Here is a 21,198-nt window from a genome sequence, read left to right as displayed (position 1 = left end):
TTTGACAGATCCAAGATAACTTCGCTGAAAAATTTTCCTCTGACACGACAGCGGATGTGCTTAAAGGCAGACATATAACAGGTGAAAATCAGTCCGGGACTGCATGTAAGAGTGAGATATGGGCTGTATATAACTGATAAGCAATAACAATATTAAGGAATTTTTGGAGGATTCTCGTTATCTTTGTATCGTTTTCCGGAAATATAATGAGTACAGAGCCATTACGACAATATATAGCCATAGATCTGAAATCATTCTATGCTTCAGTAGAATGTGTTGAACGGGGATTGGATCCGCTCGACACATGCCTTGTCGTGGCTGATGCTTCACGAACGGAAAAGACCATCTGCCTGGCTGTTTCGCCGGCATTAAAGAAGTATGGTACTGGAGGTCGTCCTCGCTTATTCGAGGTGATTGAGAAAGTACGTGTGGCAAACAGGCAGCGAGGTAACAGTGGAAAATCCTACTCGAAGAAGGAGCTGGACAGCAATAAAAGTCTGGCCATAGACTATGTGGTGGCTCCTCCCCACATGGCTCACTACATAGAATACAGTACAAGAATCTACGACATCTACCTGAAATATATAAGTCCGGATGACATCCACGTGTATTCCATCGACGAGGTCTTCATCGATGCTACCACCTATCTCGCGACTTACAGGATGACTGCTCATGAGCTGGCAATGAAGATGATCCGTCATGTCCTTTCGGATACAGGCATTACAGCTACGGCAGGAATCGGTACCAACATGTATCTGTGCAAGGTAGCCATGGATATTGTGGCCAAGAAGATGCCACCCGATGAAAACGGTGTACGCATTGCCGAACTTGACGAAATGACTTATCGCAAATTGCTTTGGGAACACACTCCTCTCACAGATTTCTGGCGTGTAGGCAAAGGTATTGCCAACCGGCTTGCCCAGTACAATATCCTGACGATGGGTGATGTAGCCAGATGCTCTATAGAACATGAAGGATTCCTGTACCAGATGTTTGGAGTCAATGCTGAACTGCTTATTGACCATGCCTGGGGATGGGAACCAGTTACCATGGAATATGTGAAAGCCTATAAGCCTGAAAGCAAATCATTGAGTTCCGGACAGGTTCTCCAGTCGGCTTACACTACGGATATGGCCCGTAATGTGATACTTGAAATGGCCGACAGTGTGTCGCTCGACCTTGTGGACAAGAGGCTGCTCACTGACCAGTTGGTGCTTACCGTCGGATACGACATTGAATCATTGACCAACCCTTCAATAAGGGAGAAGTACCATGGTAAGATTACAACCGACCATTACGGCAGACAGGTGCCGGTCAATGCTCATGGCACCATCAATATCGAAGAGCCGACTTCTGCAGGCAGTATCATCTCCGAAAAAGTGGCTGAACTGTACGGCCGCATAGTGAATCCTGTCCTACTCGTGCGCCGTCTTAACCTGTCGGTGAATCACCTCGTACATGAGGAGCAGTATAAAAAGCAACCTAAAATCGTCCAACTCGATCTTTTTACTGATTTCGAAGAGTCAGAAAGACAGCGGAAAGCTGACCTGGAAAAAGCTGAGAAGGAACGCAGACGTCAGGAAGCTATCCTGAGTATAAAGAAGAAGTTTGGGAAGAATGCCATCCTGAAGGGCATCAATTATGCCGATGGAGCAACCCAGAAAGAACGTAACCAACAGATTGGAGGGCACCATGAGTAAATATGACGACATAATCAATCTGCCACATCATGTCTCAAAGAACAGGACACCCATGTCCATGGAGAACCGTGCCGCCCAGTTTGCCCCGTTTGCCGCTCTCACAGGACATGATGAAGCGTTAGCCGAAACAGCAAGGCTGACTACTCCCAAGAAGCTCCTTTCTGATGATGAGATGGCAAGTCTTACAAGAGAACTCGCCCGCGTCATTGAACAGGTGCCGGAACAGGAAGAATACACTTTCGTGTATTTCGTACCTGATACTCAAAAAGATGGAGGCAAATACGTGTCAATAACAGGCACAGCCAAGAAATACGAAGAGGTGACAAGAGCACTCACGTTATCGGACGGAAGAGTGCTTCTGATTGACAATATTCTGTCTATCAGAAGACTTGATACTCCGGAGTTTTAACAGGTTATACCAAAGTCTCGTTCACCAAAATACGCAAAGACCCGGCAAGGATAAAAACCTATCCTTGCAATGAAAGCGTGATTGTCCTGTAGAAGCTGACGGCAAGACCGCTCCTACTCACCTGTACTTGACTTATACATCAGGATTGCTATCTGTCTCTTCTGAAATCGTTCCGTTCATCTCCATTCCACCATACTTCCAAAATGTAGAAGAAAAAACGGAACACGAAAAAGACAATAATAGTATCAAAAAGTTCATTCATACTCGTTCCATTTAAAATCAATACACATTAATAATCGGGATGCCCCTCGCTCGTGCCTTTTTAACGGTGTAGTATGTTCCCCCTTTCTCACGGCCATCATAATAGGCAATGAGATATGAAGCATTCTCAACCATAAACTTGTCCCGGTCAAGGAAGCACCTCGGATAATAGTAGTCACTGAGCACAATTACCTTATCAGCCAGTTCAAGCAACCGTCTATAAACTCTTTTATCATAGATATTATATCTCTCTGCCTGGCCTTCAAACGGTATGGCTGCAGTCAGAGATATTCCGGGCAAATCACACTTCAGCGATTGTACCAACTGTGCTGCCATCAGATCTATTCCCAAAGCAAATCCGGAAATGAAATTCCTGATGCCATGGTCATAGGCTTCGGATATTGCTGAGGTAAGGCGTTCCTGAATAAATTCCCTTTGGGAAAAGTCATAGAACCGATGTCCTGTAAAAGCAGCTGAGACTGTCCTGTCAAATTTCAAATCATTCATAATTGTCATTTTAGTACGTATTTATAGCTTGTTTTGGCAAGGAAGATGCCGTTGGTCACATGAGCTCCGGCCTGTTCTAATTGGGAGACATAGGCATTAAAGGATGCACCCGTTGTGACTACATCATCCCAAATGCAGACCTCCTTGTTCTTGAAGAAATCAGCATCAATCTCAATGTTGTTCTGCTCATTTATCCGTTTGGCACGCTCTTCCTTTTTTATCTTTGTTCCATGGACTGCAGTACGTTCACCGATGACACTCACATGAGAGAACCCGTCAATGGCTCCGGAAAACTTGCATACAAGCTCGGAAAAATGTCTGTTTCTCATTTCGTTACGTTCCGGACTACTTGCAGGGATGCACGAGAATACCACATTGCATATCTTACGGCCAAACTTCTTTACAAGGAACTTTGCCACGCATTTGGCCACCTCCAGGTGGTTGCGGCCATCCTTGTAGTCATAGACAATCTGACGGTCAAAAACTGCGTCCATTCCTATGTTCTTGATGCGTGAAGGAAAATATCGCAAGAAACTAATCAGTTCCTTGTCTTCCTGACCTTTGATGTAAACATTCACTGTGTTCATACTGCACTCTGATTTTGTTTCCCTTTTGTTAAGTCCTTTCGGACTGTGATCGGGAAGTTTTTTCTGTTTTACAAAGTGCAGACAAACCAATACAGCAAGTCTTCAGTGGACAATACTCTTTTCAAGGAAAAGGAAGATTGTTTACTAAGAACGACTTGCCAATTTGGTGATGGATGCAACAACTTTGCAGAAAAAAGTTCGCTGAATCACAAGTAGGAATGAAGACATAATGGTTAAAATACTAGTATATAGGAACTTTATAACTGAATACAATCCTTATAACTGTCGGGTGGGAAATGTCTCGCATCGCCAACAGCAAGTACGGCATCAAGGAGCTCTCCACTATCTTTGATAGCGGAATGCTCTTACCGTACCTTTGACAGAGGGGTGTTCTGGATATAGTCGATTCACTCGACCATGGACAGAATACCTCTATGGCAAACTGTTAGCGAATGCGGACATTGGTGTGGGCGAAGATTACAAGAAAAAGAAAACTCTAAGATTATAAAAGGGAAGCGTCAGCTTATAAAGAAGTAAGAGCATAGCATTACAACTGTCGGGTGGGAAATGTCCTGCAACGCCAACAGCAAGTACGGCATGAGAGAGCTCTCCACTATCTTTGATAGCGGAATGCTCCTGCTGTACCTTTGACAGAGGGATGTTCTGGATATAGTCGATCCACTCGACCATGGACAGAATATCTCTATGGCAAACTGTTAGCGGATGCGGACATTGGTGTGGGCGAAGATTAAAGGAAAAAGAAAACTCTAAGATTATAAAGTTTAAGGCAAGTGTTAGCTGGTGGAGTGGTAAGAGCATAGCATTACAACTGTCGGGTGGGAAATGTCCTGCAACGCCAACAGCAAGTACGGTATTAAGGAGCTCTCCACTATCTTTGATAGCGGAATGCTCCTGCCGTACTTTTGACAGAGGGATGTTCTGGCTATAGTCGATCCACTCGACCATGGACAGAATATCTCTATGGCAAACTGTTTGCGAATGCGGACATTGGCGTGGGCGAAGAGTAAAAAAAGTTCTACAAATAACGTTACAGATTCAAACATATATCAGAACTGACTACGTCTTATAAACAGGAATTTTGGCTATGGAATAACAACCAACGACTTTTCAAGGAATATATTCACTACTTTCCAACCTGGAATGTAAGTATTAAAAGAGGTAATCAACCGTCAGCATACTCGATCTTCAAACAGTCCACATCGGGGCTTCCCGATATGGTCTGTTTGAATTATAACTATATCAGTCTATGTCATAACCTATCACACAATCATCATTGATAAGCAGATAATAATAACCGTTACCACAATTTCGGTATTCCTTGCTGAATCCGGCTATCATATCACCATTCTCTTTCGGTTCACACCAAAGTGTCCCGTCATAACCGCAAAAGTCAAACCTATAGCTTGAATACTTCTCTTTCTTTTTGAAGGCTTCCCTGAAGCATGCCATCACCATGTAGCCGCAATACTTCTCGATGGTGCTCAATCTGATACATTTTCCGTCAATACCTGTTCCTGTGGTTATATGGTTCTCGTAAAGGGATTTTGTCAAATCCGCACCTGCAATCCTGCGCAACCAATCATTTGTATGTGTGGCAAGTCTGGCAAGTTTCTGGTATTTGAGAATCATCTTCTTTTCTGCCTCTTCTTCATTTTCAGTGGTCGGATAATAGACTTTCTCAATGCTTGACCAGGCATTGAAAACATAACCTCGTTTGCGTTTACCTTTTGCAATAATGCCAATCACTCCCTCTCCGTCACTGCGGTTAATGAACAACTTTCTACGTTCTCCACTAATTCTGACATACAATGATGTGGGGTTCTTTTCGTTGCGAAGATACTCTTCTGCCGGATGAATCTTTTGTACTTCCATATCTATAAGTATTAAAATTAATCATTTCCCTTTTGTGAAATCATGACAATTTCAAAGGGCTTCAAATTTTCACGCTCCCGATACTGTGAGACATGGAAGATAAGACAAGTAAATGGCTGTAGATTTGTATGGAATACCCAAATCTCTGATTTGCGGAAGGTTGCCATACCAATCTGAGACACATTAGAGAATCGGTACTTGGCGTTCGGACATTCACAGTAATTTTGCGGTGAAAATCTGACAAGCCGTGAATTGTCAGCATACAAAAAGCTTATGAAATATGCTTTAATCAATTACAAGAAGGCGAATTTAGATTCAACTATAAAGGGTTTATTTCATTTGTCTATCAATGATTTAGAGAATTATCTTTCATTCATCCAATGTCCACATGTATTCATGTCCACACGTTTACATATATACACCTATACAAGTGGACTTATATACATGTTTACATATAACCATGTATTCACGTCCATATGAATACATGTATACAAAAAGCCACCACCAAATCATAAGACTTGATGATGGCTCAAAGCTATATAAGACAATATCAATTGACGTAGGCGTAATTTACGTTGAAATAGGTGTCAGAAACCTTTGCAGTCGTAATGACCATTGACCTGTCTGAGTTCGTGAAACAGTATTCAAGTGTTGCCTCGTTCGCCGGAACAATCAGAGAATAATGTTCCTTCAAATAGTCGATAACCAGACGGCTATTAGCTATCAGCTCTGTATCTATTACCGAATACAATTCCCCATTTGAAGCATAAAAGCTATATAGGATACCCTCATTACCGTTGCCGGTTTTGTAAGTGAGTTGAATAGAACCAGCTATTGTTGCCTCCGATACAAGACCATATCGCTTCATTGAAAACTCCATATAGTTCTTGACCTCGTCTATGGTTGAACTTTCAACATGATAAGGCTCCGTCCATACTTTCAACTCCGGCTGAAGCTCTTCAACATCATCCAAAATGTTGTCTTTGCCACAAGAAGTTAATACCAATGGTACTGCCATTAGGAATACTACAATGGCAAATGAGAAGTATTTATTCATATTCATAATATTTTGATTGTTATTGACTTGAATATATCTGTGTATTCACGTGTACGTGTAAACATGTATATATTGCTACACGTACACATACCTATACGTACACATGGCTACGTGTATACACGTTTACATTACATCATTGATGCTTTTGGACTTGACTTTCCGAGCCTTGCCATGCTTCGCCTCGTATGCCTCGATGCCCTGTTTCATCACATACTCCATAAAGGCACGTATAGTGAAACCCTCCTTGTAAGCTATTGCCTGTACCTTATCTACAAGTTCCCTGGAGCAGATAAAGGAGAAATGCCGCCAGGAATTGTCCAGTTGCTCTTTACGTTCTGCCTTGACTGACCGTTTTTCCTGTTTCGGAATTGGCTTGGTCTCGGGTGTTTGTTCTACTGTTTTATTGTCAGGGCTGATAGCAGCACTGCCCAAAATATTGCCAAGCAGAATGTCCATATTGTTTTTTGCCATAGTTGTTATTGGTTACGTGAAAGAATTTCCTCCGTAAGTGCAAGATAATCCTTTGCACCGTTGGAATTTAAATCATACTCGAATATACTTTTGCCACTACCGGCTGATTCAGCCAAGGCGATATTCTCACGGATGCGGGTATTCATGGTGATACTTTCGTAACGCTCCTTTACAGCCTGTTCCACTACCTTGTTCAGTTTACGATGATTGAATCTGGCAATGAACACACCTCCCAGGCGAAGCGACGGTTTGACACGTTGCAAGGTGGTGACAAATGCGTCAAGCATCCTCATGCCTTTCAAAGGAAGCAGCTCCGGTGTCATCGGTACGATGATCTCATCAGCCGCGATAAAGGCATTGGTAGTGACAATACCAAGAGAAGGCGGACAGTCAATCAGGATATAGTCATAGTCTTTCCTGAGCGGTTCAAGCAGACGGCTGAGCAGTTGCTCTCTTGCCAACAGATTGGTCAGAGCTATTTCCGCACTTGCCATTTCAAGGGAAGAAGGGACAAGGTCAAGATTCTCCCGGATATGTTTTACAGGCAAAGGAACACCGTTTACCAATGAATCAAAAATGCTCGTCTCAATTTCATCCTCATTAGGTATGAAATACAGTGTCAGGTTTGCCTGTCCGTCAAGGTCTATAAGCAGGACTTTCTTGCCTTTCATTGCCATACAAGCCCCGATAGAGGCGGTTGAAGTTGTCTTTGATACGCCACCTTTATGGTTGGCGAAAGTGATGATTTTCTGTGCCATACTATTTGTTTTTATGTTTATATGTTTCAATGTGTTCTTGTATTCCTGTTTACACGTGTACTTGTCCACATGTATCAATGTATACAAAGGTAAATGTATGATATACAAACACCTACCAATGTCTCCTAACAGTTGAAAACAGTCAGGGAAAGTATCAGGGTCATAATAATATGACTTCATCTTTGCTCACTAATCGTTGTGCTCCGCTGATTAACCGTACAAGAAGTTGTTCGTTATACACTGCCACAATTATTCCATGGCTACAGCCCCTGCATGGGGTTATAAGTTCGCAAGATGCTCCAATCAGTTCTGCGCTGTACCTGTCCATATTATCTTGTTTTTATGCAAGGACACGAGACTTGCCTCATGTCCTTGCGGGTATGTTATTCGAATGTAAAAGGGTGGATGTAGAAATAGGTCTCTTCGCTTTCGTATTCATAGCTATTGATAAAATCCACCATTTCTTTTTCACTGCGGTCTCCCTGTCCAATACCGGTCTTTGATGTCCATTCAGCTATGGCATCCTCAATGGTGTCAAAAACATCCTCACATGCATCCTCGAAAGGTTCGCCGTATGAACTCACACAACATTCTTCGGGAAAGAAATCCCCCTCGTCATGGGTATAGAACAAATCACATCCACTTTCGCAACATCTGTATGAAATACTCAGTTCATCATTCAATATCCGGTTTATTTCAAAGAAGAGTTCGTTACAGGCATCCCATGCGGTTTCTGTCTCAAATGAAAGAAGGAAATAATCATTCTCTTCGTCTTCTTCATATTCAGCCCAATAGATATGTCCTCTAACACTGATTTGCTTTTTCTCATAGTCAATGCCGTAATGCTCGGCAAGCTTGAACAGCCTTATATCCTTACTATCCACTTCCATGTCCTGAAAGGTAGTCCACAGGTTATTTACTGCTTCACGTGTCCCAGTGACCTTATAGGTCGTTGTTGCTAAATTTGCCATATCATTGAATTTTAAAAGATTACCACTCCGTATAATAACTCTGGTCGTTGTTCTCGCATTCCTCAGCCCATTCTTCATCGGTGAAGTCACTGTGCAGACATTCATCACTGCAATAGTAGGCTACTCCCATGTCAGCACAATACCCGGCACGCATCAGTCTGCCACACTCTGAACATCTTCTGCAAGCCCTGTCTGTGTCCCACCAGAAGTCAGTGAAAGACTCGGCTATGACATCCTCACTGGTGTTCTCGTCCCACTTGTCAAGGTAGAACTCTGCAAACTTGTTCAACTCCGGCTCTATGTAGAGCATCTTTTCAGTACCGCCAACAGCCTTGGTCAGTCGGCTCAGGATTGATTGGATTGTCGTCATAATATCATCTGTTTTTTTTCTTCCCTCTCGTAGATCAACTACTTCGGGAACACATATAAATTTTGTTGCACCAAGAAGGTGTCGGGGCTGTCTCTGCAAGGTTTTGCTCCAAAATACTACCCGCAGGTGTGGAGATTTTGCGGCAAAGCGAAGCCCTGACCTTGCTGATGACAAGACCGGACAATTACCTTCGCAACGGAATTTATGCCAGTTCCCCGAAGTCGGTGTATGAGGAACGAATCTCGGCAAAGAGAAGTATAAGCATAAAAAAAGCGACCCGAAGGCCGCTCTATTGGAGAGAAGAAAGGATTTACTTGCCCTTCTTGGAGTTCTTCTCCTGAGCTGCTGGAGTTTCCTCCTTTTCAACAGCTTCATAGAACCTGGTGGCTACAAATGCCACTCTGTTGCGCTTGACACCGTCGGCATCCTGCCACTCCTCCGGCTTGAAATAGCCTTCAACCGTGAGGAGTGCTCCTTTGACAAGGCGGTCAAAGGATGTAGTATTCTCATTCTTGCGCCATGTCTCGACGTTTATGAAAGCGGAAGTGCGGGTTGTTTCCTCGCCTGATTTCTCAGTGCGGCTGATTGCCAAAGGGAAACGTGCAACGCTTGCGGTTGAGAACTGATGGATGCTTGCATCCTTACCTACAAAACCAGAAACTACGAAAGAATTTTCCATTTTCTTCATAACATTGAAATTTTAGAAGTGAAACATTTATTTTTTACGTTGCCATCAAAGTTGGCAAGGATAGCAATCAGGCAAGTAATTACCGAATTATTTCACCGTCAGGCAGGAAAAGTTTTCCGAAAAGCTGCAGCTGGAAAAGTTTTTGAAAAAATTCAGGGAATAAGGTTCTGGTACTTGCAGTATGCGGCTTGCACTAACTTCGCAACAGGAAAAAGTAAGTGTCACGGCTTCGTCCAAAATGAGATGTGAAGGGAATGGCCTGATATTCTTGTGTCTGGTCATGGTAAAGAATGCTGTTCTCATAGTCAGACTCGACAGGTTTCACAGATCCATGGCAAGCAATCCGGACATAGTGAAAGCGATAACTCCCAAACTTCACCATGAACCCGGCATAGCATAGCAAGAGAAATACGAAACTCCGCACTCTGCATAAAAAGGTCTGAACACGGAAGCTATTCAAGAGGATGGAAGCCAGAGGTGAAGCACAACAAGGCTGATGCCACTCATGTGAGTGATGAAAAGGTGCAAAATCAGCAAGGAGAAAAAGAAAGGCAATGCCTATCAGTCAAAGAGCGGACTTCTGTCCTACTCTGGCTTACTGCAAGTTTAAAGTTTAGATTTACCCATGTATATATACATGTATTTTAAACTTTGGTTACAAACCTGAACAGGTTTATAAAAAGACTGACGAACAATTCATTGCGAATAGAAATATCATATGAGAAAGAAAATGGGAACTACATTTTCTCCTTACTGAAGCACCGACAGACAATGCACAACCATGTAAATATTCTCATAAAGTAGTTAACAGCTCGGATAAAAGAATTTGATAATATAAAGTCGGCAATAAATCGATTTTATTGCCGACTTTATATTATATTAGCAGAACAATGGAATCATTTTACAAAGAGTAAACGTAAATGGTAAGACAATGTTTTATGGTGTGATTTCAGATTGTTGATCGAGAAATATTTACCTCTTCATATTAGGAAACAGTCAAGCAGACAGATGTAGTTTCGTTTATAAGAGATTCTACTTAATTTCTTAGTCATTTGCGGGATACTTTTAATACTATGCTTTTACAACACAAGAAAAATACCTCATATATTCCATAATGTGATGAATTCATAATGGTGTTACATTAATATAGAAAAACACACTAAAGAATGATTAATTGCTCAGAACCTATATATAAAGTCGGCAATAAAGTTGATTTATTGCCGACTTTATATTATCTTTGCACTACAATGAGTATTGACGAGAGACATAGTATTAAACAGAGCATATTGGATTATGCTCGTAATTACGGACGGATTGAAGTGCCTCAATTAGTATCAGTATTGGGGATAAAGACCAATACCGCCCGCCAGTATCTCTGTACCTTAACCAAAGAGAACAAGATAGCCCGTACAGGAAACGGTGAATACATGCTTACAGATAAACAGGTGTTCTCATTTGCTCCAACAGAAACACTTAGAAAACTATATGTCGGATTGAAAGAGAAATTGCCATTCACCGATTTCTGCATCTACGATGGCAGCATCTTCACCACACTACAACATCACGTCTCTGTGAACCATGCTATTTATGTCGAGACCAACCGGGATGCTGTAGATTCTGTTTTTTCTCTGTTGAAGGATTCAGACATGCCCGTTTATAAGCAACCGACAGCAAAGTTCATGTACGACTACGTAAATATGCATGAACCATGCATAATAGTAAAGACATTTGTCACTGAATCTCCAGTAAACAAGGTTGATGGGATGGTTACTCCTACCATCGAAAAGCTACTCGTAGATATACAGAAAGACGAAGACTTTGATTATATGCAGGGCACGGAAATCACTTATATGTATCAGACCGCCTTTGATTTGTACACAGTCAATACTCCCAAAATGCTCCGATATGCAAAACGTAGAGGAGCATACGACAGTACTTATTCATTAATAGAACAATCACAAAAATATGATAAATAAAGAATGCTTTACAGCAAGATGGATTGAAGAAAAATCCAAGGAGCTAAACTATCCGGACAAAAATATCATTGAAAAGGTCATCCATGCCTTTTCATTGCTGGACATGTTGGCGGCTTCAGGTTGCCCATTTCATTTCAAAGGTGGAAGCAGTCTGATGCTTCTTTTAAAAGAACAAAGACACAGGCTGTCTATCGATATTGATATAATATGTCCTCCAGGTACTGAAATAGAAGAGTATCTGCAATCATACAAAGACTATGGCTTTATTGACTATAAGCCGATAGAAAGAATTCAGCGTGGAACAGACATACCAAAATCGCATTCCAAATTCTTTTATCAAGTGGCTTTCCTTGATGGCATAGACCGAAAAGAAACCATCCTGCTGGACGTTCTAAATGAAGACTGTCACTACAACGAAGTCGTGACTTTACCTGTAGAAAGCCGTTTTATAAAGACAGAAGGTGAACTGAATTATGTAAAAGTACCATCCATTGGAGATATTCTCGGAGACAAGCTTACGGCGTATGCACCCAATACAACAGGTATTCCATATATCAAAAATGGTAAGGATGCCAGCATGGAGATCATCAAACAGCTATATGATATAGCCAGACTGTTCGAGAAGACAGAGGTCCTTGAAACAACGACAAAATCGTTTGTACAAATTGCAGAAGTTGAACTCTCATACAGGCATTTGCCAAACAATCCAAAACTCATTTTCGATGATATCAGACAGACTTCGCTGTGTCTGGCAACAAGGGGAAGTGAAGGAAACGGACAATTTGATGCACTACAACGTGGTATACAAAGGATCAAATCCTTCATGTTCAATGGCGGTTATTTCATTGACGATGCGATTAGAGACGCAGCACGCGCAGCCTATATCGCCACAATGATAGAGACGGGCAACACAATAATAGAAAAATACGACGGTAATCCTGCCACCATAGGCTCCCTGGATATAGCACTCACACTTCCTTCGCGACTGAATAAGCTGAAAAGGACTTCTCCTGAAGCATATTACTATTGGGCAAAGACCAGCCATCTATTACAACAGTTGTAAATATAAACAGAAATACAATTTCAGCAAGGAGAAAAAGACCAATATAGCCCTCCATCAACCAGAACAGCATTCTGACTGATGGAGGGCTTTCTACAAGTTTAAAGTTTAGATTTACCCATGTATATATACATGTATCTTAAACTAAACTTACTTGACTGATTCAGCCATACAACAGGATAAGCCATTGAGTTTACAAGTTTAATAGAACTCATATATGTATATATGAATTGATAAACTTATTTATAAACTTCATCCCTAAGCAGAAAGTAAGTTCTTTATTCCTTTGCTGAAAAATCATGTAGCATAAATTTCTACCATATGCAGGATCAACATAACGTACATCTTTCTGAGAATCTGAAAACCTGTATATATGTGAATACCTTTTTCTCCTTGCTGAAATAATTGGCGACTAAATAAACACAGATGAGATATTGAGAAATATTTTCGATACATATTATGCGAAATAATTGATAATTACCTAATTTTGCAAAATATAGATGCATATTAGAGATAAATTCATTCGCATCTGTGTTATTAAATATTAAACTCTAATAAAATCACATCTAAATCAGGAAAGTGATGAAAAAATTGAAACTTATAAAAAAATCAGAACCGTTCATATTTCCAAATGGATAGAAACGTAAAATTTAATGGCTCAAATATGATTCAATTAGCTGTATCAAATTGAGCATCAGACTGTTTATATAACTGTGTGGGTAAGTAGCTGAATAAAGAAGATTCAACCAGCGATTACGCACTCAGATTGCAGGCATACAATATAAAATACTGATAATCAATTATATAAGTTATTTTAGCTAGTAAGTGGAAGTAATGGCTCAAATACGAGCCAAATAGCCATTAATTATCTGACAATCAACTATATAACAAATATGTATTGGTAAGTAACTTGTGAAAACAAAAGAAAGCGACATTTATATAGTACATAATAAGCTGATTTACAACTACTTAAACTCCTATTTCCAACAATAAAATCATGGCTCAAATACCATTCCAATACAACCCAACTAACTGACATACAGATTACTAACATCTTTGCATCGGAAAATGATATATCGCAATTAACTGTAACGAATTAGAACCAATTATAATGAAGCCACTGATTTTCAGTGGCTTTTTTATTTGTCCAAAATCCGGCTATGTGCAGTCGGCTATAGTTGTCCACCATATTTTTCTACCGTATTTCTACCGCGGAACATTTTCGGGATTTGTCCCGATGTCACACTGAAGTAGTCAACAACATGTGTTGACAATGGTTTACATAGGTAGACAAAAAGCGAAATTATCCGAGCTGTAAAAAGCTCATGTTTCACTAAAATATGGAGAATAACAAAATGGAAGTAAAAAGAATCTGCCAGTGGTGCGGCAAGCCTTTCATGGCAAAAAAGACCACCACAAATTATTGCAGCCACCAATGTGCCAGTCAAGGTTACAAACACCGTATGAGAGAACGAAGACTCGAACTTCGTGAATTACAGGAGCTGATAGAAGTCAAAAGTAAACTTGACCATCAAGACTACTTTACTTTTGCACAAGCCGCACAGTTGATGGGCGTTTCTCGCAAATACATTTACAAGCTTGTCAAAGAGGAAAAATTGAGAGCTTCAAGAATCAGTGCAAGGATGTCAATCATTCGCAGAGCCGATATTGAACTGATGCTCAAAACACGCCCCTATGAACGAAGAAGAGTAAAAGATGATCTTGATATAACTGAGTACTACACTGCCGAGCAAATTGCCGAAAAGTACAAAGTCTCGCAAAAATGGATTTGGGCATATACAAGAGAGAACCATATCCCCAAAATCCGTATTCGCCAATTCAACTACTACAGCAAAAAACATATCGATGCGGCATTTGCCAAATACAAGACGGACGATGCCCTGACCGAATGGTACACACCGGAAGAGATTGAGGAAAAATATGGAATGACACGTGTCGCCATCCGCTCGCATGTTTATCGCAACAACATCCCCTCGAAGAAAGAACACGGCCAGATATTCTACTCCAAACTTCACTTCGACCTGTCAAAACAGACCGCCGAAGATGACTCGTCTGAATACTACACAGTACAGGAAGCCATGAAAAAATACAATCTCACCAAAGATTCTGTTTACGGCATCCTGCAATTCCACGAAATAAAACGGGAGAAGAAAGGCAGGTTCGTGCGCTTTCTGAAGGTGGAATTCGACCACATCATGGGAGCCCGTTAGTGGCTAAATGCGACCGACTGTAATTATCGGGAAATTATTTCCTGCTGATTATGGTCTGTATAAAAGCATTAAGGATTTTCGCAGCAAAAATCAGTTACAACCATTTAATATTCAACATTATGTCAGAATGCAAAACAGTAACACTGAGAACACGTCCATTGAAGAAAGGAATGTTATCTTTCTACCTTGATTATTATCCGGGCTACCGGGATCAGGAAACAATGAAGACCATCCGCCATGAAGGATTGAACATTTACATCTATGCCAATCCCAAGAATCAGCGTGAACGCGACTTCAACGCTGCCATGTCGGAAAAGGCCGAAGCAATCCGGTGCCGGCGATTCGAAGCCATCGTAAATGAACGGTACGATTTCTTCGACAAACGCAAGTACAAAGCGGACTTCCTGGAGTATTACCGTAAGCAGCTCCGCAAGCATGACCAGAAATGGGGATTTGTCTATCAGCACTTCTACAACTTCGTTCACGGCAAATGCACTTTCGAAGAAATATATGTGGACCTGTGCAACAAGTTCCGGGAATACCTGCTTAACGCAAAGCAACTCCGGCGTGACGGACAGATATCAAAGAACTCCGCTTCCGGCTACTGGTCCACTTTCCGGGGATTCCTGAAGATTCTGTATCGCAACAGGATGATAAAGACCAATGTCAATGACTTTCTGGAAAAAATCGAACCGGAAGATGTTGCCAAGGAGTATCTGAGTGTGGAAGAGCTGTATTGCCTGGCTGAAACCCCGTGCAAGATACCTGTTCTAAAGACAGCTTCCCTCTTTTCGTGCCTGACCAGTTTGCGGCTCAGTGATATACTTTCCCTTTGCTGGGAGGAAATCGTTGACTTTGCAGCTGGAGGAAAATGCGTTCATACCATCACCCAGAAGACCAAGACGGAAGACATCATCCCGATAAGCGATGAAGCCTTGGAACTGATCGGGTACTGTCCCGAGAAAAAAGGTCTTGTGTTCAAAGGCCTGAAGCGGAGCTTGACGCAGCAGCCTATGAAGGAATGGATCCGTTCCGCAGGAATTACCAAAAACATACCTTTTCACTCATACCGCAGGACATACGCGACTCTTCAGGCTGCAGCGGGTACTGATATCCGTACTATCCAAAGCAACATGGCGCACAAGAGCATCACTACCACCCAACGCTACGCCAAAATCATCAACAAGAAAAAGGAAGATGCCATCAGCCTTATCGATATGGAGTTTGCCAATACCTGAACGAATATAATAATATAGAGTATGAGAAGATTGCCAGATGATTTCAATGTGAACATCCTGCTGCCGGGAGCAGTGTGGCTACTCATATCTGTCCTTGCCGGACGGGTAGCGGTCGCACGACTTGAGACGGATGCTATTACCGTCGTCATGTTCGTGGTAATCTCGCTCGTTATCTTCATTGTTCCGATGGCTGTCTATATGGAGTATCGCAAGAAAATCGAGCAATTGTCGGAGCGCAAATCTAAAAAGGCTTCTTCACCGTTCGGCAGCGGTTCCTCTGGCAAGTCTCAATCGACCACAGAACCAGAGACAGCATATCGGTTTTCCTTTCCACCGGATTTCCCGGATGCCCTGAAAGGAGACAGAACTATGATATTTATGGAAGCCTTGCGTCACGAAGGCTTTCTTGATGCAGAATACCGTCCGCATGATGGATGTAATGCCACACTGATGGCTTTCATCGCGGACAGCATAGCAGCAATCTGCAACATCAGCCGCCAGTGGAAAATTTTTGGCGACTATTGGCATCTGAACAATATGCGCCAGTTGTTGGATGTGAAGAACCGCAGGGGTTCCAAAGCCGACAAAGAGGATGTTATAATCTCCATTTTTAAGAAAGTGGCGGAAGCCGACGATAATATCCGCAATACCGATGCATATCGCAGTTGGGAGAGAAACATCAAAATTTAACCGCCTTATCGTTTCAGGCAACCCATCTCGTTTAACATCTGTTTTTTCTATTCCCTGTTTTCGTCTGTTTGCGGTTGTTTTACAGCCGTGCTTTTAAAAGTTTTCCACTTAGCTTTCCATCTGTTTTACAGTTGGTTAAGAGCTTTTGTCGTGTGATTTCCGATGACTTACTTTGCACCGTCTTCCTTATCGGAACGACGGCTTTCACAGCCTAAGAAATCACATCAAAAACGACAGAAATATGGAACAGACGAACCAACTGATCTCGACGGCCGAGGCCGCGAAATTTCTCGGAATCAAAGTGAGTTATCTTCACAAGCTGATGATGCGACGCGTCATACCTTACTACAAACCCAACGGCAAACTGTGTTTCTTCGACAAGGCCGAACTGGAGGCATGGATGAAGAATGTACGCGTGGCATCGCTGGCGGAACTCGACCAACAGGCACAGAAGTAAATCATCAACCGTTCGAAGCGGTAAGTCATGGCAGGCATATACGACTACATTAACCAGTTTTGGGCAGAAGCGGAGCGCAGTCCTTTCAACCCTACGGAGGTAGCACTTTATCATTACCTCCTGTATGAGGCAAACCGCCTACGCTGGAACATGCCGTTTGCCTGCCATACAGCCATCCTCTGCGTGCGGCTCTCGACCACCAAACAGAATATCAGCAAGGCACGGCAGCACCTCAAAGAGCGTGGGCTGATAGATTGTCAGGTCGGTACAGGAATCCACACCCCTGCGCTATATTCCTTGACCATGCAGCCGTCCCGGCAGTTGCCGCATCAGGTTACCCGACAGTTGACCCATGAGTTGACCGTACAATTGCCCCATTCTAATATAAAAGATAAAGATGAAGATATTATCAACTCCCAACATGCGCGGGAAGACGGACATAAACCGCTGGATGAGCTTGAGTCACTCCTGCTTGACGATACGGCTTGGCAGGACAAGATTATCGAAGTGCTGGCGAAAAGAGAAAACTGGATTATTGACAGAAGCAGGCTACACGGGCATATCCGTGACTTCTTCGACGAGCAAAGAATCGGCGGAAACGCGCAGCGGGACGAGAGCGATTGCCGAAGCCATTTTTACCATTGGATTATCAAACATCTGAATACAACCCGATATGGAACAAAACGGAAATCCCCAACTTATAGAGACTCTGATGTCACGGCTGTGTCAGCCGAGGACTACGAAGGAGCGTTTTAGACTGCCTTTCGATGAAGAGACGGCTGCGAAACTGCTTAAATGTGCCATCGCAGGCGAAATGAGCCGTTTCGGAGGCACATTTCTTTATCCTGACGCAGTAGACTCACAAGTCAGAAGCCTTGCTGCGAGCCTTACCTCCGGCAGACGGTGCGGGGTGATGCTGTGCGGCTTGTGCGGCAACGGCAAGGCCACCGTAATGAGGGCGTTCCAGAACCTGCTCAATGTAATCAGGATACCGGACAACAACCACAGGACTGTGTATGGTATGCCGATCGTGAATGCCGTTCATATTGCCCATCTGTGTCGGAACAGCTATACCGAGTTCCTGAGGCTGTGTGATATGGAGATGCTCGACATCGATGACATGGGCATAGAGCCTGTGGAGGTGCAGGAGTTCGGCAACATGCACAGGCCGCTGACTGACCTGCTTGCAAGAAGATACGAGAACCGTGGCTTCTCGTTCATAACCACCAACCTCGTACCGCAACAGATACGCAAGTTGTACGGCGACAGGATTGCTGACAGGCTGAACGAGATGGTGGACAAGATTGTATTCGACAACCCTTCATTCAGAAAATAGAGGGAAGAATAAAAGCTGACAGAAACAGGATGCAAAAAACATTTTCCGTTGTTCAATTATCCGGCACTCCACTGGCACCAGTCTGTTTTGGCTGTGGCAAGCGGACGGATGGATTGACATGGAGCGGTAGCGTTCAGTTGCGAGGTATGCCGAGGTATTACCGTCTTCGGACAGTAATACCACGACGCCCTCGCAACAGTCCGGCAGACTGTTGTCCTTGCCGCTCGCAGGCTCGCATCATCCCTCTTTTAGAAACCGTTTCACGACTTTTCAAAGACATCTGTTATATATGGAATACGAAGATACCTCCAGTCAAGAGCATGAGCAAAAGAAGGTCGTTATAAGGCGCGACAAGGTGGTTGTCACCAAGGTCACGGAACAGGAGCTTTCGCAAATCAAAGAGACCGCTAGCCGGTACGGCATGACACGCAGTGATTTCATCCGGGTAAGGGTACTCGGCTACAAGCCACGGCAAAGGCTTTCCGACAGGGAACTGGACGGTTTGCGTCAACTTGCGGCCTGCCGCACGGACATGGTGAACTTCGCCAACGCCATGCACGGACTGACCGACAACGAGAAGCTACGCCTTTTCCAGCACGAAGAGACCATGCTTGAATGGTACGAGAAAGTGGCCCATGTCACGAACCATGTCGCCGACTTCCTGCAGTCCACGCAGACGGCGAACAGCTATCCGGCAGGGACAACAAACCAAGAAGCTAAGGAGGACGGCGCATGATAGCCAACGCAAAGGCGGTAGCCCACGGCATAAGGGCGATGCTCTATGTATCGGGCGAATCGAGGAACAAGAAACATCCCGAAAAGATAACGCGCATCTGAGACAACTTCATGCCGCAGGGCATGGACGCTACGGGAATATGGACGGAAATGAAGTTCGCTACCATGAACCACGCAAACATCAAGAACAATGTCATCCGCATGGAGATTAGCCCAGCGATGGAACATACTGAAGACTTCACCTTGGATGACTGGCGGCAACTGTGGTACGACTTCGTGGCGGCTTTCGACGAGCAGGAAATCCGAGACAAGGACGGCAATGCTGTTTCCCCACGCACCAACGTATCGGGCAGCAAGTCCTCCGTATGGTTGCACGAGGAATCCAAGAGCGGCATACCGCACCTCCATGCCATTGTCTGCCGTGTGGACGAGGACGGGAACATCAACAACGACCACGCCATCCACTTACGGGCACAACGGGCAACTGAAAAGATCGCACGGCAAAGGGGCTGGACTACCGCCATGCACATACACGAGGCGAACATCCCACAAGTCAGTGCCGATTGCATGGAAGCCTTGCGTAAGCTTGACGAATGGTCATGGGACGGTTACAAGGAACTGCTTGCCGCCAAAGGGTACGATTTGTACTTGCGCAAGAACAAGAAGGATGTGATACGCGGCTATGTGCTTTGCAAGAGCAACACAAGGTTTAAGGCTTCCGAACTTGGTAAGGGGCGCAACCTGACCGCATCACGCATCAGGCAGACATGGGAGAAGCTGCATCCGGAACAGAACAAACAGAAAGCCAAACAAGCAAGCCCGACACCCAAACCGACCGCCACAGCGACACTGAAGCCATCCGTTCCTAATGAAGCCCGACAACGGACTATAAGCCGAACCGCCAGCCCACGGAGTTTGAACATGACGGAAAAACCTACAAACGCTATCTGCCCGACAAGGTGCTTGACTTCTTCAACAACGAGTTCGACTACCAAGAACTTACCAACTGGCAGGACTAGCAGAACTTGGCGATGGCTTACTTCACCCTTATAGCGTCACCCTACGAGATGACATCCGGCGGCGGTGGAGGCGGCTCGCAGTCCGACCTCAAATGGGGACGCGACCCGGAGGAGGACGAGATAGAGTTTGCCCGCCGTTGTGCGCATGAGGCTTCGCACAGGCTCGGCACACAGAAGAAATCAGGAATGAAACGCAAATGACAAACCCAATAAACAACAGAGGATATGAAACAACCCGATACCGCCGCCCTGCGTGAGCGGCTTGCCAATTATACGCACGAAGAGGAGTTGAAACAGGATATGCAGGAGCTTGACGGACTGCTTCAAGAAGTCAACTGTCAAATAGTTGGACTTCGCAATCTGCTGAATGAAATCCAAGTCCTGAAAGAAGAACTGCACGGCATACACGGCAGCCTAAAGCACACCGTCCAACGGGAACGGGCGGCTTTCAAGGCTCTGGAAGCAGCCAAGGAAAGTGCCGACAACATAGTGGACGGCATCAGCAATGCCATTGTCAAAGTGGAAAAGAATACCATCATCCATGCTAAGGTTGACGACAGTGAACTTGCCAAGGTGAACCAATGCTCTGCCAATCACATCAAGGAAGAGAAGAAACTTTTGGAGGAACATAGTAAAGAGTTAGCCAAACACCTTCAAAAGAATGAAGGCATTTGGCTTTCCAGTCGTTGGCTTATATTTACGATGATAGTGCAAGTAGTCAGTTATCTTTCCATAATACTATTGGCTGTTTGCAAAAGATAACTAGATATTAGTATGAGTCCGT

Annotated in this window: 23 protein-coding genes and 1 pseudogene; 14 read left to right on the top strand and 10 right to left on the bottom strand. The window is 43.6% G+C overall.

Translation table 11 applies throughout. The features are described 5' to 3' along the window. The first annotated feature begins 206 nt into the window (after window positions 1-206). The gene (locus M3089_RS12580; RefSeq protein WP_004312127.1) at window positions 207-1,700 is read left to right on the top strand and encodes a Y-family DNA polymerase; all 1,494 of its coding nucleotides are present in this window, start codon (window positions 207-209) and stop codon (window positions 1,698-1,700) included. After that, entirely contained in the window at window positions 1,693-2,109 is a 417-nt protein-coding gene (locus M3089_RS12575) for a hypothetical protein (protein WP_018668641.1), read from the top strand. Before M3089_RS12580 ends, M3089_RS12575 begins: the two co-directional genes overlap by 8 nt. A gap of 279 nt (window positions 2,110-2,388) precedes the next feature. On the opposite strand, the gene M3089_RS12570 is transcribed toward M3089_RS12575, so the two are convergent. From M3089_RS12570 to M3089_RS12525, 10 genes are all read right to left on the bottom strand, one after another. Further along, a complete protein-coding gene (locus M3089_RS12570; protein WP_004312125.1) occupies window positions 2,389-2,877 on the bottom strand; it encodes an SLOG family protein in 489 nt (162 codons plus the stop codon). A gap of 5 nt (window positions 2,878-2,882) precedes the next feature. Further along, complete coding sequence (locus M3089_RS12565; RefSeq protein WP_004312124.1) at window positions 2,883-3,464, bottom strand: hypothetical protein; 582 nt, start codon at window positions 3,462-3,464, stop codon at window positions 2,883-2,885. Between the two features lie 477 nt (window positions 3,465-3,941). Then, entirely contained in the window at window positions 3,942-4,430 is a 489-nt protein-coding gene (locus M3089_RS12560; RefSeq protein ID WP_036631308.1) for a hypothetical protein, read from the bottom strand. Window positions 4,431-4,724: 294 nt separating this feature from the next. Beyond that, window positions 4,725-5,357: a hypothetical protein gene (locus tag M3089_RS12555; protein ID WP_004309326.1), complete on the bottom strand. Its 633-nt coding sequence runs from the start codon at window positions 5,355-5,357 to the stop codon at window positions 4,725-4,727. Window positions 5,358-5,907: 550 nt separating this feature from the next. Next, window positions 5,908-6,420: a hypothetical protein gene (locus M3089_RS12550; RefSeq protein WP_004309325.1), complete on the bottom strand. Its 513-nt coding sequence runs from the start codon at window positions 6,418-6,420 to the stop codon at window positions 5,908-5,910. Between the two features lie 117 nt (window positions 6,421-6,537). Next, complete coding sequence (locus M3089_RS12545; RefSeq protein ID WP_004309324.1) at window positions 6,538-6,885, bottom strand: hypothetical protein; 348 nt, start codon at window positions 6,883-6,885, stop codon at window positions 6,538-6,540. Between the two features lie 5 nt (window positions 6,886-6,890). Further along, complete coding sequence (locus tag M3089_RS12540; protein ID WP_004309323.1) at window positions 6,891-7,643, bottom strand: ParA family protein; 753 nt, start codon at window positions 7,641-7,643, stop codon at window positions 6,891-6,893. Between the two features lie 383 nt (window positions 7,644-8,026). Then, entirely contained in the window at window positions 8,027-8,614 is a 588-nt protein-coding gene (locus M3089_RS12535) for a hypothetical protein (RefSeq protein WP_005826889.1), read from the bottom strand. A gap of 19 nt (window positions 8,615-8,633) precedes the next feature. Continuing rightward, entirely contained in the window at window positions 8,634-8,984 is a 351-nt protein-coding gene (locus M3089_RS12530) for a hypothetical protein (protein WP_009275648.1), read from the bottom strand. A gap of 310 nt (window positions 8,985-9,294) precedes the next feature. Then, window positions 9,295-9,672: a single-stranded DNA-binding protein gene (locus tag M3089_RS12525; RefSeq protein WP_004309321.1), complete on the bottom strand. Its 378-nt coding sequence runs from the start codon at window positions 9,670-9,672 to the stop codon at window positions 9,295-9,297. 18 nt (window positions 9,673-9,690) lie between these two features. On the opposite strand from M3089_RS12525, the gene M3089_RS12520 reads away from it, so the two are divergent. The 12 genes and pseudogenes from M3089_RS12520 (at window position 9,691) to M3089_RS12465 (ending at window position 21,176) form a co-directional block, all read left to right on the top strand. Next, complete coding sequence (locus M3089_RS12520; protein WP_005826895.1) at window positions 9,691-9,921, top strand: hypothetical protein; 231 nt, start codon at window positions 9,691-9,693, stop codon at window positions 9,919-9,921. A 998-nt stretch (window positions 9,922-10,919) separates the two neighbouring features. Next, window positions 10,920-11,648 carry a DUF6577 family protein gene (locus M3089_RS12515; protein ID WP_249084460.1) on the top strand — a complete coding sequence of 243 codons (729 nt, stop codon included), beginning with the start codon at window positions 10,920-10,922 and terminating at the stop codon, window positions 11,646-11,648. Continuing rightward, window positions 11,638-12,711: a nucleotidyl transferase AbiEii/AbiGii toxin family protein gene (locus M3089_RS12510; protein WP_249084459.1), complete on the top strand. Its 1,074-nt coding sequence runs from the start codon at window positions 11,638-11,640 to the stop codon at window positions 12,709-12,711. Before M3089_RS12515 ends, M3089_RS12510 begins: the two co-directional genes overlap by 11 nt. A gap of 1,352 nt (window positions 12,712-14,063) precedes the next feature. Further along, window positions 14,064-14,939: a helix-turn-helix domain-containing protein gene (locus tag M3089_RS12505; protein ID WP_249084458.1), complete on the top strand. Its 876-nt coding sequence runs from the start codon at window positions 14,064-14,066 to the stop codon at window positions 14,937-14,939. Between the two features lie 119 nt (window positions 14,940-15,058). Then, window positions 15,059-16,177: a site-specific integrase gene (locus M3089_RS12500; RefSeq protein ID WP_249084457.1), complete on the top strand. Its 1,119-nt coding sequence runs from the start codon at window positions 15,059-15,061 to the stop codon at window positions 16,175-16,177. A gap of 21 nt (window positions 16,178-16,198) precedes the next feature. Next, on the top strand, window positions 16,199-16,867 hold the full coding sequence (locus M3089_RS12495; protein ID WP_249084456.1) for a hypothetical protein: 669 nt from the start codon (window positions 16,199-16,201) through the stop codon (window positions 16,865-16,867). 241 nt (window positions 16,868-17,108) lie between these two features. Then, window positions 17,109-17,324, top strand: coding sequence for a helix-turn-helix domain-containing protein (locus M3089_RS12490; protein ID WP_249084455.1), 216 nt, complete (start codon window positions 17,109-17,111; stop codon window positions 17,322-17,324). Window positions 17,325-17,351: 27 nt separating this feature from the next. After that, complete coding sequence (locus M3089_RS12485; RefSeq protein ID WP_249084454.1) at window positions 17,352-18,080, top strand: hypothetical protein; 729 nt, start codon at window positions 17,352-17,354, stop codon at window positions 18,078-18,080. Then, window positions 17,998-18,660 carry a hypothetical protein gene (locus M3089_RS12480; RefSeq protein WP_249084453.1) on the top strand — a complete coding sequence of 221 codons (663 nt, stop codon included), beginning with the start codon at window positions 17,998-18,000 and terminating at the stop codon, window positions 18,658-18,660. The genes M3089_RS12485 and M3089_RS12480 overlap by 83 nt, the downstream gene beginning before the upstream one ends. A gap of 289 nt (window positions 18,661-18,949) precedes the next feature. After that, window positions 18,950-19,396, top strand: coding sequence for a plasmid mobilization protein (locus tag M3089_RS12475; protein ID WP_249084452.1), 447 nt, complete (start codon window positions 18,950-18,952; stop codon window positions 19,394-19,396). Next, window positions 19,393-20,615: pseudogene (locus tag M3089_RS12470) on the top strand (relaxase). The gene M3089_RS12475 and the pseudogene M3089_RS12470 overlap by 4 nt, the downstream one beginning before the upstream one ends. Window positions 20,616-20,639: 24 nt before the next feature. After that, window positions 20,640-21,176, top strand: coding sequence for a hypothetical protein (locus M3089_RS12465; protein ID WP_249084451.1), 537 nt, complete (start codon window positions 20,640-20,642; stop codon window positions 21,174-21,176). Window positions 21,177-21,198: the final 22 nt, after the last annotated feature.

This window comes from Marseilla massiliensis (assembly GCF_023336985.1).
GTDB classification, from domain to species: Bacteria; Bacteroidota; Bacteroidia; order Bacteroidales; family Bacteroidaceae; genus Prevotella; species Prevotella intestinigallinarum.
This window is presented reverse-complemented; position numbering and strand designations above follow the sequence as displayed.

Coding starts and splice junctions, on each gene's coding strand:
- M3089_RS12515 (WP_249084460.1), top strand. CDS start 10,920: ATGAGTATTGACGAGAGACATAGTATTAAACAGAGCATATTGGATTAT.
- M3089_RS12550 (WP_004309325.1), bottom strand. CDS start 6,420: ATGAATATGAATAAATACTTCTCATTTGCCATTGTAGTATTCCTAATG.
- M3089_RS12510 (WP_249084459.1), top strand. CDS start 11,638: ATGATAAATAAAGAATGCTTTACAGCAAGATGGATTGAAGAAAAATCC.
- M3089_RS12565 (WP_004312124.1), bottom strand. CDS start 3,464: ATGAACACAGTGAATGTTTACATCAAAGGTCAGGAAGACAAGGAACTG.
- M3089_RS12475 (WP_249084452.1), top strand. CDS start 18,950: ATGGAATACGAAGATACCTCCAGTCAAGAGCATGAGCAAAAGAAGGTC.
- M3089_RS12505 (WP_249084458.1), top strand. CDS start 14,064: ATGGAAGTAAAAAGAATCTGCCAGTGGTGCGGCAAGCCTTTCATGGCA.
- M3089_RS12480 (WP_249084453.1), top strand. CDS start 17,998: ATGGAACAAAACGGAAATCCCCAACTTATAGAGACTCTGATGTCACGG.
- M3089_RS12465 (WP_249084451.1), top strand. CDS start 20,640: ATGAAACAACCCGATACCGCCGCCCTGCGTGAGCGGCTTGCCAATTAT.
- M3089_RS12560 (WP_036631308.1), bottom strand. CDS start 4,430: ATGGTCGAGTGGATCGACTATAGCCAGAACATCCCTCTGTCAAAAGTA.
- M3089_RS12485 (WP_249084454.1), top strand. CDS start 17,352: ATGGCAGGCATATACGACTACATTAACCAGTTTTGGGCAGAAGCGGAG.
- M3089_RS12580 (WP_004312127.1), top strand. CDS start 207: ATGAGTACAGAGCCATTACGACAATATATAGCCATAGATCTGAAATCA.
- M3089_RS12495 (WP_249084456.1), top strand. CDS start 16,199: ATGAGAAGATTGCCAGATGATTTCAATGTGAACATCCTGCTGCCGGGA.
- M3089_RS12575 (WP_018668641.1), top strand. CDS start 1,693: ATGAGTAAATATGACGACATAATCAATCTGCCACATCATGTCTCAAAG.
- M3089_RS12555 (WP_004309326.1), bottom strand. CDS start 5,357: ATGGAAGTACAAAAGATTCATCCGGCAGAAGAGTATCTTCGCAACGAA.
- M3089_RS12570 (WP_004312125.1), bottom strand. CDS start 2,877: ATGAATGATTTGAAATTTGACAGGACAGTCTCAGCTGCTTTTACAGGA.
- M3089_RS12530 (WP_009275648.1), bottom strand. CDS start 8,984: ATGACGACAATCCAATCAATCCTGAGCCGACTGACCAAGGCTGTTGGC.
- M3089_RS12490 (WP_249084455.1), top strand. CDS start 17,109: ATGGAACAGACGAACCAACTGATCTCGACGGCCGAGGCCGCGAAATTT.
- M3089_RS12535 (WP_005826889.1), bottom strand. CDS start 8,614: ATGGCAAATTTAGCAACAACGACCTATAAGGTCACTGGGACACGTGAA.
- M3089_RS12525 (WP_004309321.1), bottom strand. CDS start 9,672: ATGAAGAAAATGGAAAATTCTTTCGTAGTTTCTGGTTTTGTAGGTAAG.
- M3089_RS12545 (WP_004309324.1), bottom strand. CDS start 6,885: ATGGCAAAAAACAATATGGACATTCTGCTTGGCAATATTTTGGGCAGT.
- M3089_RS12500 (WP_249084457.1), top strand. CDS start 15,059: ATGTCAGAATGCAAAACAGTAACACTGAGAACACGTCCATTGAAGAAA.
- M3089_RS12540 (WP_004309323.1), bottom strand. CDS start 7,643: ATGGCACAGAAAATCATCACTTTCGCCAACCATAAAGGTGGCGTATCA.